Origin of the sequence: Mesorhizobium sp. 1M-11 (genome assembly GCF_001303895.1) — a bacterium.
GTDB lineage: Bacteria > Pseudomonadota > Alphaproteobacteria > Rhizobiales > Rhizobiaceae > Mesorhizobium.
In genome coordinates this window covers 172,870-186,221 of record NZ_LJSD01000054.1, presented here as the reverse complement: position 1 = coordinate 186,221, position 13,352 = coordinate 172,870, and the positions used below count along the sequence as shown (strand labels likewise).

At 63.3% G+C, this 13,352-nt stretch carries 12 protein-coding genes; 6 read left to right on the top strand and 6 right to left on the bottom strand.

Annotated elements, in window-relative coordinates; all coding sequences use genetic code 11:
• Positions 1-263 precede the first annotated feature (263 nt).
• The 6 genes from AO692_RS24340 (at position 264) to AO692_RS24315 (ending at position 6,233) form a co-directional block, all read left to right on the top strand.
• Positions 264-1,553 carry an imelysin family protein gene (locus AO692_RS24340; protein ID WP_082407529.1) on the top strand — a complete coding sequence of 430 codons (1,290 nt, stop codon included), beginning with the start codon at positions 264-266 and terminating at the stop codon, positions 1,551-1,553.
• Between the two features lie 93 nt (positions 1,554-1,646).
• A complete protein-coding gene (locus AO692_RS24335) occupies positions 1,647-1,958 on the top strand; it encodes a (2Fe-2S)-binding protein (RefSeq protein ID WP_054312640.1) in 312 nt (103 codons plus the stop codon).
• Positions 1,924-2,409 (top strand): bacterioferritin, encoded by a 486-nt coding sequence (gene bfr, locus AO692_RS24330; protein ID WP_054312639.1) that lies wholly within the window; start codon positions 1,924-1,926, stop codon positions 2,407-2,409. The genes AO692_RS24335 and bfr overlap by 35 nt, the downstream gene beginning before the upstream one ends.
• A gap of 11 nt (positions 2,410-2,420) precedes the next feature.
• Entirely contained in the window at positions 2,421-4,043 is a 1,623-nt protein-coding gene (locus AO692_RS24325) for a di-heme oxidoredictase family protein (protein ID WP_082407526.1), read from the top strand.
• On the top strand, positions 4,043-5,122 hold the full coding sequence (locus AO692_RS24320; RefSeq protein WP_054312637.1) for an imelysin family protein: 1,080 nt from the start codon (positions 4,043-4,045) through the stop codon (positions 5,120-5,122). Before AO692_RS24325 ends, AO692_RS24320 begins: the two co-directional genes overlap by 1 nt.
• Positions 5,123-5,132: 10 nt before the next feature.
• Positions 5,133-6,233, top strand: coding sequence for a DUF1513 domain-containing protein (locus tag AO692_RS24315; RefSeq protein WP_054312636.1), 1,101 nt, complete (start codon positions 5,133-5,135; stop codon positions 6,231-6,233).
• An 83-nt stretch (positions 6,234-6,316) separates the two neighbouring features.
• Here AO692_RS24315 and iolB read toward each other — a convergent pair whose 3' ends face one another.
• The 6 genes from iolB to AO692_RS24285 form a co-directional block, all read right to left on the bottom strand.
• On the bottom strand, positions 6,317-7,114 hold the full coding sequence (gene iolB, locus AO692_RS24310) for a 5-deoxy-glucuronate isomerase (RefSeq protein ID WP_054312635.1): 798 nt from the start codon (positions 7,112-7,114) through the stop codon (positions 6,317-6,319).
• A gap of 4 nt (positions 7,115-7,118) precedes the next feature.
• Positions 7,119-7,340 carry a hypothetical protein gene (locus AO692_RS24305; protein WP_054312634.1) on the bottom strand — a complete coding sequence of 74 codons (222 nt, stop codon included), beginning with the start codon at positions 7,338-7,340 and terminating at the stop codon, positions 7,119-7,121.
• 12 nt (positions 7,341-7,352) lie between these two features.
• Positions 7,353-8,270 carry a myo-inosose-2 dehydratase gene (iolE, locus tag AO692_RS24300; protein ID WP_054312633.1) on the bottom strand — a complete coding sequence of 306 codons (918 nt, stop codon included), beginning with the start codon at positions 8,268-8,270 and terminating at the stop codon, positions 7,353-7,355.
• Positions 8,271-8,305: 35 nt separating this feature from the next.
• Positions 8,306-10,159, bottom strand: coding sequence for a 3D-(3,5/4)-trihydroxycyclohexane-1,2-dione acylhydrolase (decyclizing) (iolD, locus tag AO692_RS24295; RefSeq protein ID WP_054312632.1), 1,854 nt, complete (start codon positions 10,157-10,159; stop codon positions 8,306-8,308).
• Positions 10,160-10,367: 208 nt separating this feature from the next.
• Positions 10,368-12,299: a 5-dehydro-2-deoxygluconokinase gene (gene iolC / locus AO692_RS24290; protein ID WP_054312631.1), complete on the bottom strand. Its 1,932-nt coding sequence runs from the start codon at positions 12,297-12,299 to the stop codon at positions 10,368-10,370.
• A gap of 123 nt (positions 12,300-12,422) precedes the next feature.
• The gene (locus AO692_RS24285; protein WP_054312630.1) at positions 12,423-13,244 is read right to left on the bottom strand and encodes a MurR/RpiR family transcriptional regulator; all 822 of its coding nucleotides are present in this window, start codon (positions 13,242-13,244) and stop codon (positions 12,423-12,425) included.
• Positions 13,245-13,352 lie beyond the last annotated feature (108 nt).

The following is a 13,352-nucleotide window of genomic DNA, read 5'->3' as shown; positions in this document are numbered from 1 at the left end:
GAGCTCGCGCAACCCCGCGCATTCCTTTGATGTCTGGGCCTTGAACCCTTTCGATTGGAGGCAGTCCATTGCTTTTCCCGCGTGCGCCGCGCCTTCCGGCGGTTATCCGCTCGGCCTTTCGCGACAGCTGTCGCCGCGTCCGCATGCCTTTTTCTCGTAGTTTGCGCCATCTGCCGGCCGGGACCTCGTTTTCCGGGGCTGGTCATTGCCCATCATTGATTGTGATTGTCCCGAGGGAGACGTTTGAAATGCAGAACAAGAAGGTGACGGCACGCTTCGGCGGCAAGATCGTCGCGATCGCCGCCACGCTGGCGCTGACCACGGCCATCTTCGCGCTGCCCGCCAAGGCGGAAACCGACCCGAAGGCGGTCATCAAGACCTATTCCGATATTGCGCTCGCCAAATATGAGGACTCGCTGACCACCGCCAAGGCGCTGGATGCCGCCGTCGATGCGCTGATCGCCAAGCCGTCGCAGGAAACCCTCGATGCTGCCCGCACGGCCTGGAAGGCGGCACGCGTGCCTTACCAGCAGACCGAGGTCTATCGTTTCGGCAATCCGATCGTCGACGACTGGGAGGGCCGGGTGAATGCATGGCCGCTCGACGAAGGCCTGATCGACTATGTCGACAAGAGCTACGGCACCCAGTCCGACGAGAATGCGCTCTATACGGCGAATGTCGTCGCCAACAAGGAAATCGAGATCGATGGCAAGAAGATCGATGCTTCCAAGCTGACCAAGGAATTCCTGTCGGGCACGCTGCAGGAAGCAGGCGACATCGAAGCCAACGTCGCCACCGGCTATCACGCCATCGAATTCCTGCTCTGGGGGCAGGATCTGAACGGTACCGGCCCGGGTGCCGGCAACCGCCCCTTCACCGACTACGACGCCAAGAACTGCACCGGCGGCAATTGCGACCGCCGCGCCGAATATCTGAAGGCGGCCAGCGACCTCTTGGTGGCCGATCTGGAGGAGATGGTCGGCAACTGGAAGGAAGGTGGCGCGGCGCGCAAGGCGCTCGCCGATGGCGATCCCAAGGCCGGCATCTCGGTCATCCTGACCGGCATGGGCTCGCTCTCCTATGGCGAGCTGGCCGGCGAACGCATGAAGCTCGGCCTGTTGCTGCACGATCCGGAAGAAGAGCACGACTGCTTCTCCGACAACACCTACAACTCGCACCTCTATGACGCCGTCGGCATCCGTGACGCCTACCTCGCGAGCTACAAGCGTGTCGACGGCAGCACCGTTTCCGGGCCTTCCGTTGCCGAGCTGGTCAAGGCGCTCGATCCGGCGCTCGACAAGGAAGTCACCGGCAAGCTCGAGACAAGCGTCGCCAAGATGGAGGCGATCAAGGCGCGCGCGGAAGGCGGCGAGGCCTACGACCAGCAGATCGGCGAAGGCAACAAGGACGGCAACGCCACCGTGCAGGCGGCGATCGATGCGCTGGTCGACCAGACAAAGTCGATCGAGCGCGTGGTTGCGGCGCTGAAGCTGGACGCCATCGCCTTCGAAGGTTCGGACAGCCTCGATTCGCCCGACAAGGTGTTCAAGTAGGGGCATGGTGCCCGCCGATGAGGCGGGCGCGAACAAGTAACCCAGAAAGCCATGCGGCGCCGGTGAGGCGCCGCCAGCCATCCAGAACCGCAAATGCTGATCTGTCATTGCAATATCATCACCGAAAAGGAGATCGAGCAGGCAATCGTCGCCTTGCTGGATGAAGATCCGTGGCAGCTTATCGTGCCGGCCAAGGTCTATCATTCCATGCGCAAGCGTGGTCGCTGTTGCGGCTGCTTCCCAAATGTGGTGGAAACGATCATTCGGGTCACCGAGAACTACCACGCTCGCTCGGAGGCGGGCGGCGTGGATATCGTTTCACACCTGGACCGCGTGAGAGAGCTGCGTGTCCAATACGGGAGCAAAACCCATGAAGGGCGAAAAACAGGTCATCGAGCGGCTTAACGAAGCTCTTTTTCTGGAGCTCGGTGCCGTCAACCAGTACTGGGTCCACTATCGCCTGCTGGAAGACTGGGGTTACACCAAGCTCGCCAAGAAGGAGCGGGCGGAATCGATCGAGGAGATGCAGCACGCCGACAAGCTGGTGGCCCGCATCATCTTCCTTGAAGGGCACCCGAACCTGCAATCGGTCGCGCCGCTGCGGATCGGACAGAACGTCAAGGAAGTGCTGGAATCGGACCTCGCCGGCGAGTATGACGCGCGCACTTCCTACAAGCAGTCGCGCGAGATCTGCTCCCAACTCGGTGACTACGTGACCATGAAGCTGTTCGAGGAACTGCTGGCCGACGAGGAGGGCCATATCGACTTTCTCGAAACCCAGCTCGATCTCCTCACCTCGATCGGTGAAGAGAAATATGGCCTGCTCAACGCGGATGCGGCCGACGAAGCGGAATAGGACATGCGCGCATGCGGCGCATCGTAGACTTGTTGCGCCGCGCGCCGCGCGGAACACCTGAACCGACCGACCAGCCCTTAAACGGGATGGTCGGTGTCTTCTGGCCAATTGCCCGCCATTTGGCCGTTGCCGCATTGCTTGCGGCCTTGTCGCCCGCCGCGCTCGCGCTTGCCGGCGATACGTCCGGGCTGCCTGCCACGCGCACCGACCTTTCCGAGCAGGATCGCGCTCGCGTCGAGGCCATCACCAGGCCGACGACGGACTTCTCCAAACCGGAGGAGTATGAGTTGATGCAGGGCGGCGCCGGCACCTCCAGGAAACGCGTCAATGCCGACGCCTTTTCGCAATCCTCGGCCAACATCACCTTCGAGGAAGAAGGCACCTTCAAGCTCGGCAACGCCATCTTCCGCAAGAACTGGGTTTCGTCGCCCTCGTCCACGCAGGCGTCGGACGGGCTCGGGCCGCTGTTCAATGCACGCGCCTGCCAGAGCTGCCATCTGAAGGACGGTCGCGGCCATCCGCCGGAAGGCAATGCCGACGCCACCTCGATGTTCCTGAGATTGGCGCGCGAAGCCTCGACCGAAGAGGAAAAGGCTGATCGCGCCGCGCGCAAGGTGCTGAATTTCCCTGATCCGACCTATGGCGCGCAGTTGCAGGACCTCGCCGTGCCCGGTCTCGCCGGCGAAGGGCGCATGCGCATCACCTATGCCGAGCAGCCGGTGATGCTCGGCGACGGCACCAAAGTGTCGCTGCGCAAGCCGAGCTACGCGGTCGACGATCTTGCCTACGGTCCGATGCATCCGGGCACGACGCTTTCGCCGCGGGTGACCCCTGCGATGATCGGGCTTGGTCTGGTCGAGCAGATCCACCCAGCCGACATCCTGGCCAAAGCCGATCCGGATGACCGCGATGGCGATGGCATCTCCGGCCGCCCGAACATGGTGCGTGATGCCCTCAGCGGCGAACTCACGCTCGGCCGCTTGGGCTGGAAGGCGCAGACCCCGTCGATCCGCCAGCAGTCGGCGGATGCCTTCGCCGGCGACATCGGCATCTCGACGCCCGAGAAGCCGCAGCATTGGGGCGATTGCACGAAGGCCGAAAAGGCATGTCTGGACATGCCGAACGGCGTGCAGGAGCGGCTGGGGCCGGTCGAGGCACCGCCGCCGGTCATGGACCTCGTCACCTTCTATTCCCAGAACCTGGCTGTGCCGGCGCGCCGCGACATCAACAAGCAGCCGGTGCTGGCCGGCAAGAAGGCTTTCTACGAGATGGGCTGCGTGTCCTGCCACACGCCGAAATTCGTCACACGCCGCGACGCACCCAACAAGGCGCAATCGTTCCAGTTGATCTGGCCGTATTCCGACTTCCTGCTGCACGACATGGGTGAAGGCCTGGCCGACGGCCAGGCCGTGGGCGATGCCACCGGCAACGAATGGCGCACGCCGCCGCTTTGGGGCATCGGGCTCACCAAGCGTGTCAACGGCCACACCTTCTTCCTGCATGACGGCCGCGCCCGCAATCTGACGGAAGCCATCCTGTGGCATGGCGGCGAAGGCCAGAAGGCGCGCGACCGTTTCGCCGCTGCAGGTGCCGAAGAGCGCGACGCGCTGATTAAGTTCCTGGAGTCGCTGTGATGTTGAAACGCCTAACCACCGCGCTTGTCGTTCCGTTTGCTCTTGCCGTCGTCGAACCGGCGGGCGCCGCAGTGCAGGCCTCGGATGTCGTCAACAGTGCGGTCGACGGTTTCATCCGCCCGGCCTACGCTTCGCTGCAGCAACACGCCGCGGCGACAGCCAAGGCCGCCAAGGCGTTGTGCGAGGCCCCCTCGCAACAGGCTCTCGACGCCGCGCGCACCGAATTCGCGGGTACGGTGACGGCATGGTCGACAGTCGAGATCGTCCGCTTCGGGCCGATCACCGAAAACAACCGGCTGGAGCGCATGCTTTATTGGCCGGACCGCAAGGGGCTCGGCCTGAAGCAGGTGCAGGCGACGCTGGCCGAAAGGGACGTTTCGGCCACTGATGCCGCCGGCATTGCTGGCAAGAGCATCGCCATGCAGGGGCTTGGTGCGTTGGAATTCGTGCTCTACGGCACCGACGCGGAGACGCTCGCCGGCAAGGACGGCGCCTATCGCTGTGCTTATGGCCTCGCCATCGCCGGCAATGTCGAGACGATTGCCGCCGATGTGTCCGCCGCATGGGCGAAGCCGGACGGATTCGCCGCGCAATGGGCCAGCCCCGGTCCCGACAATGCGCTCTACCGTGACGGCAGCGAAGCGGTGACCGAATTGATGGGCGTCTTCATCAATGGGCTCGAGCTGGTGCGTGATCAGCGCCTCAAGAGTTTTCTCGGAGCCAATGCCGACGCCGCCAAGCCGAAACAGGCGATCTATTGGCGCTCCGGCCTCACCGGCGCCTCGCTTGCTGCCAATCTCGATGGCATGAACCGGCTGTTCCAGGCTTCGAATCTCGGCGATGCGCTGCCAAAGGACGATCGCTGGATCGCCGATTCGATCGAGATTCAGCTGGGCAACGGCGTCGCCGCGGCCAAGGAAGCGTCAGGGCCCGCCGCCGAGGTTCTGGCCGATCCCAAGCGTCGCGCAGCACTTGAACATTTCCAGCTGATCACCAGCAGCCTCAGCAACCTGTTCGGCACCCGGCTGTCGGCCGCCTTCGGCCTGACCGCCGGCTTTTCCTCGCTGGACGGTGATTGAGGGGTTCGCCATGCGCACGCCGCTCATCGACCGCCGCGATTTCCTGAAGGCTGCAGGTGCCGGCTTCCTGGCAGCGCTTGCACCGCAGGCCTGGGCCGCGACGCTGGAGGCAGACGCCGTCTTTGCCACTGCCTACATGAAGCGCGACGGCAGCTACGGCGCTGCCGTGCTTTCCGAAGCCGGCAAGATGCTGCATGCGGTCGATCTGCCCGACCGCGGCCATGACGTGACCTTCGATCCCGTTTCGGGTCGTTCAGCGGTGTTCGCCCGCCAACCCGGAACGTTCTTCGTCGTCTTCGACCACAAGGGCCGCGCTGAACCACTGACCATTGCCAGCCAGCCCGACCGGCATTTCTTCGGCCATGGCGCGTTCTCGAACGATGGCGCGCTGCTCTACGCCACCGAGAACGATTACGACAATGCCGCCGGCATGGTCGGTGTCTACGATGCCAAGGGCGGTTTCAAGCGCATCGGCGAATTCCCAACCTACGGTGTCGGCCCGCACGAGCTGCTGTTGCTGGGCGATGGCCGCACCATAGCGGTCGCCAATGGCGGCATCGAAACGCATCCCGATTTCGGTCGCGCCGAACTCAACATCGCCACCATGAAGCCGTCCTACACACTGGTCGATCGCGTCACCGGTGAGCTGATCGAAAAGCACGAGCTGCCACCGTCGCTGCACCAGCTTTCCATTCGCCACATGGATCTCGATGCCAAGGGTACGGTGTGGTTCGGTTGCCAGCATCGCGGGCCGGCGACGGAGCAGCCGCTTCTGGTCGGCCGCGCCGAGCGCGGCAAGGACCTGGCATTGCTCGACATGCCGAAGGACGTGCTGAGCGGCTTCCGCAATTATATAGGCTCGGTGGCAACCAATCCGGATGCCGGCACGGTCGCGGTGTCGTCACCGCAGGGCAATGCCTTCGCCGTGATCGAGGCGGCGAGCGGTAAGATCGTCAGGACCAGCAGCCTGATTGAGGTCTGCGGCCTGGCACCCGACCAGGCCGGGTTCCTCGCCTCCACCGGCGCCGGCGCCATCATGCAGCCCGACGGCAACACGGTGAGCGAGCCGGATTATGTGTGGGACAATCATATGTTGAGGATAGGGGAGTAGGAGAGTAGGAGAGTAGGGGAGTGGGCAAGTATCGCTCGGCAGTTCCGTGCCTCACTGTTTTATTCCCCTACTCCCTTACTCCCCTACCTGTTCACCAGCCACTCATGCTCCACCGCATTGTGGAACTTCCACGTCCGCTTCGGTCCGGCCATGACGTTGAGATAATAGAGGTCGTAGCCGTGGCAGGCGGCACAGGGGTGGTAACCTTTGGGCACCAGCACCACGTCGCCATCTTCCACCGCCATCGCTTCGTCGAGTGAGCGGTCATCCGTGTAGACGCGCTGGAAGGCAAAACCCTGCGGCGGGTTGAGCCGGTGGTAATAGGTCTCTTCCAGATAGGATTCGGCGGGCAGATTGTCCTGATCGTGCTTGTGCGGGGGGTAGCTGGATGTATGTCCGCCCGGCGTGATCACCTCCACCACCAAGAGCGAATCCGCCGGCTCGCTTTCCGGCAGGATGTTGGTGACATGGCGGGTGTTGGTGCCCTTGCCGCGCACTTCCTGGCCAAGGTCGTCGGGCCGGATCACGCGCACCGGCAGGCCGCCTCCAAGTCCCGGTGCCGTGCAGACGGCAAGCTCCAGCTCGGTTTCTGCCGTCACCGACCAGTCCGAACCTTGCGGCACATAGACCGACCATGGCTTGCCGTCGAAGGGCGACATGCGTTCGCCGAGCAGGCCGAGTTCCTGCCCGCCGGCTGTAGTCTTGCCCCTGCCAGTGACGAAGACCAGGCAGGCTTCACGGCCGCCCGTCTCGCCGGACACGCTTTGTCCCGGCGCCAGCCGGTGCAGGTCGAAACCGACATGGGTCCAGCCGGCGTTCTGCGGCGTGACATTGGCGACATGGCCATGACCTTTCCTGGCCTTCACCAGCAGTTTCGACATGGTCTCAATCCTTGGTTTTGGTTTCACCGGAGGGCGGGGGCTCTTCACCCGGCTTGTATTGGATCAGGAAGGTCCAAACGGCGTAGATGGCCATGCCGGCAAGCAGCGTGCCCCAGAACGGCGTGCCGACCGCGAATTCGACCGCCGACCAGATCACGCATACGGCTATGACCGCGATCCGGCGCCACAATGGCCGGAAGAAGGGATGCTGGTTGTCCTTGGTCATGGCGATGTCCGTTCAGCTGTTAGGGAAGCCTTGCGTCTCCACCGTATAGCCTGCCGCGGTCATCACGCGCATCAGTTCCTCGTGCCCGACCTGTGCCATCCTCAGCGGCGGGTTCTTCTTCGGATCCTGTTCGGCTTCGACCACGAACCAGCCTTCATATCCATAGCCGGCGAATTTCTGCACGATGGCGCCGAAATCGAGAGAGCCATCGCCTGGCACGGTGAAGGCACCCAGCGCTACCGCGTCGAGGAAGGACTGTTGCGACCAGTCCAGGCTCTTGATCACATCCATGCGCACATCCTTCACATGCACATGGTTGATGCGCTTGTGGTGGTTGTCGATGGCCCGCAGCACATCGCCGCCGGCGAAGGCGAGATGACCGGCATCGAGCAGTAGTGGAATGCCTTCGCCCGAATGCGTCATGAAGGCGTCCAGCTCGTGCTCGAACTGCACCACCGCCGCCATGTGGTGATGGTAGGATAGCGGCATGTCTTGTTCGGCGCACCATTCGCCGAACGCCGTCACCTTGCGGGCATAGGCTTTCATCTCATCGTCGCTCAGCACGGTCTTGGTGGCGAGCGGCCTGGAGCGATCGCCCTGGATCGAGCGGCCAACCTCGCCATAGACGATGCAGGGCGCGTTGACCGCCTTGAACAGCTCGATCATCGGCGCGATGCGATCCTTGTTGGCGGCAAGCTCCTCATTGACCAGCGTGCCGGAGAACCAGCCGCCGCACAGTGTGACGTCGGCCTGTTTCAGGATCGGCAACATCTCTTCCGGCGTGCTCGGGAAACGGCGGCCCTGCTCCATGCCGGTGAAACCGGCCGAGCGCGATTGCCTCAGGCACTCCTCGAGCGACACGTCATCGCTCAATTCCACGAGGTCGTCATTCCACCATGCGATGGGGGACATGCCCAGTTTGGCTTTCAATTCAGGACTCCGGTCTCGATGGTTGGCTCGCAAGCTCAGTCGCCGATACTCTGCAGCTTGCGCTTTTCCTCATAGCCTTTGCGGGCGGCGTTGACTTCCTCGCGGGCACTGACTTCCGGCACCGCCACATCCCACCAATGGCCGCCAGCCTCGGTTGAGATCAAGGGGTCGGTGTCGATGACGATGACCGTCGTGCGGTTGTTCGTCTTCGCCTTCGCCAAGGCGCTTTCCAGGTCGGCGATCGAAGACACCTTTTGCGAGATGGCGCCGAGACTCGCGGCATGGGCGGCGAAGTCGATGTCGGGCAGCGTCTCGTGGCGAGTGTCCTTGAGCAGGTTGTTGAAGTTGGCCCCGCCGGTCGCCATCTGCAGCCGATTGATGCAGCCATAGCCGCGATTGTCGAGCAGGACGATGGTCAGCTTCAGGCCAAGCATCACCGATGTGGCGATCTCGGAATTGAGCATGAGGTAGGAACCGTCGCCGAGCATGACGACCACGTCCTGTTCCGGCTTCGCCATCTTGGCGCCGAGCGCGCCGGCGATCTCGTAACCCATGGTCGAGAAGCCGTATTCTGCATGATAGGAGCCCGGCGCGCCGGCCTGCCACAGCTTGTGCAGTTCGCCAGGCAATCCGCCGGCGGCGTGCAGCACGGTGACGCCGGAGCCCATCGCACGCTGGACCGCGCCGATCACCTGCGCGTCGGAGGGATAGGCGGCATTGGTGGGAGCGGTGACCTTGGCGGCCGCAGCCTGCCACTCCTGCTTCCCCTTGGCCGCATTCTCCGTCCAGCCTGCCGGCGCTTTCCAGCCCTGCAGGCCGGCGGTCAGTTCCGCCAGCCCCTCAATGGCGTCGGCCACCAGTGGCAGCGCACGATGTTTGCCGGCATCGAAAGGCTGTACATTGAGGCCGAGGATGGTCTTGGCGGCATTCTGGAACAGCGCCCAGGAGCCGGTGGTGAAATCCTGTAAACGGGTGCCGACCGCGAGAACGACATCCGCCTCTTCGGCCAGCCGGTTGGCGGCCGCGGTGCCGGTAACGCCGACAGCCGCCATGTTGAGTGGATGGTTGTCAGGCAAGGAGGATTTGCCGCCTTGCGTTTCGCAGACCGGAATGCCGGCGGCTTCGACGAAACGCGTCAGTTCGCCGGATGCGCCGGAATAGAGCACGCCGCCGCCGGCGATCACCAATGGTTTCTTGGCGCCCTTCAGCGCTTCGATGGCAGCCGCGAGTTCGGCACGGTCTGGCCGCGGCCGGCGTACCTGCCAGACACGTTCCTCGAAGAAGCGTTCCGGATAATCATAGGCCTCGGCCTGTACATCCTGGCAGAGCGAAAGCGTCACCGGTCCGCATTCGGCGGGATCGGTCAGGACCTGCATGGCACGGGCCAGTGCCGGGATGATCTGCTCCGGCCGGGTGATGCGGTCGAAATAGCGCGAGACGGGGCGGAAGCAGTCATTGACCGAGAGAGTCCCATCGGAAAAGTCTTCGGCCTGTTGCAGCACCGGGTCGGGAACGCGATTGGCGAAGACGTCGCCGGGCAGGAGCAGCACGGGAAGCCGGTTGACATGCGCGAGCGCCGCAGCCGTGACCATGTTCACCGCGCCGGGGCCGATCGAACTTGTGGCGGCCATGAAACGGCGGCGGAAATGCGCCTTGGCATAGCCGATCGCTGCATGCGTCATGGCCTGCTCGTTGTGGGCGCGGAAGGTCGGCAGGTCATCGCGCTGTTGGTAGAGGGCCTCGCCGATGCCGGCGACATTGCCGTGGCCGAAAATCGCCCAGACGCCGCCGAAGATCGGTAGCTTCTCGCCATCGATCACAGTCATCTGGCGGGACAGGAAGCGGGTCAGCGCCTGCGCCATCGTCAGGCGGACGGTTCTAGCCTGCATTTCTCACACTCCATGTGGCCTGCGTTGCACTTTGGGCGAGGCGGATACGGCGTCGAGGGGCGAAGAGCGTATTGGACATACGGTTGAGCCTCTCGACGCCGCAGACGTCCGCCGAAAGGCAACCCGGAGGGCCGGTTGAAGAACCGGCGCAGGCCACATCGAGTGTGAGAAATGCAGGCCGGTCATCGTGCGTGTCCTCCAGCCGTTCTTATGCCGCCTCGCGGTTGCGCGCGGCAAGCCAGGCCCTGGTCAATTCCTCGAAACGCCGCGCCATGTCGTCCACGGCTTCCTCGTCGCTCATTTTTCCGGCGAGCCATTGTCCGGCGGCATGGGCGAAGATGGTGCGGCCGACGGCAAAACCCTTGACGATCGGCACGTCCGCCGTTGCGCAAAAGGCTGTCTCCAGCTCGTTCAGCGGCGCCTCGAGACCCAGCAGCACGACACCCCGGCAGAACGGGTCGTTGCTGACGATGGTTTCTTCGATCTTCGCCCAGGCGTTCGCGGAAGCCTGGGGTTCCAGTTTCCACCAGTCGGGTTTGATGCCGAGTGCATAGAGTTCCTGCAACGCGCGCTGCACCGTGGTGTCATCGATCCTGCCATGCTTGCTGGCGATGATCTCGATCAGCAGTTCACGACCGACTTTCCGTGCGGCTTCGAAAAGGGCGCGCAGCTTTTCCTGCTGCTCTTTCTTCAAGTCCTCCGGATCGTCGGGGTGATAGAAACACAGACATTTGATGCAGTGGTCGACAGGCCAGTCGACGAGTTGCGAACCGATGTCCTGGCTGAACTCGAAGCGCAGCGGCCGGGAGCCGGGCCGTTCGACCGGACGGCCGAGCCAGGCGAAAGAATGGTGTGCGAACTCGAACATCGCTTCACGGCCAAATTTTTCGTCGAGCAGCATGCCGTAACCACCCCGTCCGGCAGCAACCTTCGAGGCGGCCTTCACCGCCAGCACCTTGAAGGCGTTTATCCGTGAAACATCCGCACCGGCCTTGGTTGCGATATCTTCCAGTTGCAGGCGATGATCGCAAGCCAGCGCCATCAGAAGCGGGATGTCGCGGCGTCGCGTGGTCGCCCAGTGGACATGATTGATCGCCTCGTCCTTGCGCAGCGCCAGATGTTTCGAACCGTTCTTCAGGAAGAACTGCAGTTCCGCATAAGTCGGATATTCGGGCGCGCAGAGCAGCCGTGACACCGCGAACGCCCCGCAGGCATTGGCCCAGGTAGCGGCGGTGGCGAAATCCTCGCCGCCCAGCCAGCCACGCAGGAAGCCGGACATGAAGGCATCGCCGGCGCCGAGCACATTGTAGATTTCGATCGGGAAGCCGTCGCCGACGACGCCATCCTCGAGATCGTCGCTGATCGGTCCGTCATAGACGATGCAGCCCTTGGCCCCGCGCTTGAGCACGATAGTGGCGGCAGACAGCGAACGGATAGTCTTGAGTGCGGTCAGCAAATCGCTTTCGCCGGATGCGATCAGCACCTCCTCTTCGGTGCCGACGATCAGGTCGCAATCAGGCAGCACCGTCTTCAACTGCGCCGAGACGCGATCGGATTTGACGTAGCGGCCGAACCCCTCGGCATGGCCTGCGAGGCCCCACAGGTTCGGGCGGTAGTCGATATCGAACACCACCTTGCCGCCATGCGCCTTGGCGATGCGGATCGCCTTGCGCTGGGCGGCGTCGCTGTTGGGTCGGGAGAAATGCGTGCCGGTGACCACGATCGCCCTTGCCGAAGTCACGAAAGCCTCGTCGACATCGTCCTCCGACAGCGCCATGTCGGCGCAGTCGGAACGATAGAAGATCATCGGCGAGACGCCCTCATCCTCAACCGAGAGCAGCACCAGAGCTGTCAGCCGTTCGGGATCGGTGCGAAGGCCTTCGACATTGACTTTTTCGCGGACCAGCTGTTCGCGGATGAAGCGGCCCATCTGCTCGTCGCCGACCCGCGTCAATAGCGCCGACTTCAGGCCAAGCCGCGCGGTGCCCACGGCGATATTGGCCGGGCAGCCGCCGACGGATTTGGCGAAGGACGTGATGTCTTCCAGTCGGGAACCGATCTGCTGACCATACAGGTCCACCGAGGCACGGCCGATGGTGATGACGTCGAGCGCCTTGTCGGCGCCGCGAGGGCTCGCCATGCTTTCCTCCCTGAAATGAAGGCTCCTGACGTCACAAGACGTCGTCGTCACTCCTTGATATGAAATGTTAATTCCATTGCATAGTCAATATGGAATAGAAATTCCCGAGTTGTTTTGCCGGAATCAGGCTCCGCTGCGGCGCTCCGCCGTCGCCACGGCCAGCGTCATCGCCAGCGCCATTGTGGCCGACAGGGAGCGGAAGCCGGCACAATCGGCTTCGGCCACTTCGAACCAGACGCTGGCCGACTGGGCGAGCGGCGAAAAGGCGCTGTCGGTGATGGCCACCACCGGCACGCCCTGGTCGGCCAGTATGCGGGCATAGTCCACGGTCTGCGTGGCATAGGGCGAGAAACTGATCGCCACCACGGCATCCTTCGGCGTGGCGAAGGACATGATTTCCGGATCGAGGCCGGCAGCGGATTCGACCAGCGTGTAGCGGATCTTCAGCTTACCGAGCGCGTAGGCCATGTAGGAGGTGATCGGGTAGGAACGACGGCGCGCGACGAGATAGATGGTCTCGGCCTTGGCCAGGATATCCACCGCGCGATCGAGAAGACCGTCGTCGAGCGAGCGCGATACCGCTTCGAGCGACCGTGTCGAGACCTCCACGAAGCCGTCGAGGATGGCGCGGTTCTGCGTGGTGCCGCTTCCACGCAGCGTTTTCAGCCGATCTTCATAGGATACGGTGCGCTCGCGCAATCGCTCGCGGAAGACCGATTGCAGGCTGGTGAAGCCGTCGAAACCAAGGAACTGCGCGAAGCGGATGAGCGTGGAGGGCTGCACGCCGGCGGAAGCTGCGATACTCGCCGCCGTGCCGAAGGCGATCTCGTCGGGATTGTCGAGCGCATAGGCCGCGATCTGCGCGATGCGTTTCGGCAGTGCGGCGCGCCGTTCCAGGACGAGGTTGCGAAGCGATTCGTAATCTTGCGGCAGGCGAGGGTTCATGAGCCGGAGAATCCCCTGTTCCGTCCCTGATCGCAAGAGCTTAGCAGTCTCAGCAAGGGCTGTCACAGAAAATAGATCGTATGTTCCAAACAAGGAAAAAATGGACTA

Coding starts and splice junctions, on each gene's coding strand:
- AO692_RS24335 (WP_054312640.1), top strand. CDS start 1,647: ATGCTGATCTGTCATTGCAATATCATCACCGAAAAGGAGATCGAGCAG.
- AO692_RS24325 (WP_082407526.1), top strand. CDS start 2,421: ATGCGGCGCATCGTAGACTTGTTGCGCCGCGCGCCGCGCGGAACACCT.
- bfr (WP_054312639.1), top strand. CDS start 1,924: ATGAAGGGCGAAAAACAGGTCATCGAGCGGCTTAACGAAGCTCTTTTT.
- iolB (WP_054312635.1), bottom strand. CDS start 7,114: ATGTCGAAACTGCTGGTGAAGGCCAGGAAAGGTCATGGCCATGTCGCC.
- AO692_RS24285 (WP_054312630.1), bottom strand. CDS start 13,244: ATGAACCCTCGCCTGCCGCAAGATTACGAATCGCTTCGCAACCTCGTC.
- AO692_RS24315 (WP_054312636.1), top strand. CDS start 5,133: ATGCGCACGCCGCTCATCGACCGCCGCGATTTCCTGAAGGCTGCAGGT.
- iolD (WP_054312632.1), bottom strand. CDS start 10,159: ATGCAGGCTAGAACCGTCCGCCTGACGATGGCGCAGGCGCTGACCCGC.
- AO692_RS24320 (WP_054312637.1), top strand. CDS start 4,043: ATGTTGAAACGCCTAACCACCGCGCTTGTCGTTCCGTTTGCTCTTGCC.
- iolC (WP_054312631.1), bottom strand. CDS start 12,299: ATGGCGAGCCCTCGCGGCGCCGACAAGGCGCTCGACGTCATCACCATC.
- AO692_RS24305 (WP_054312634.1), bottom strand. CDS start 7,340: ATGACCAAGGACAACCAGCATCCCTTCTTCCGGCCATTGTGGCGCCGG.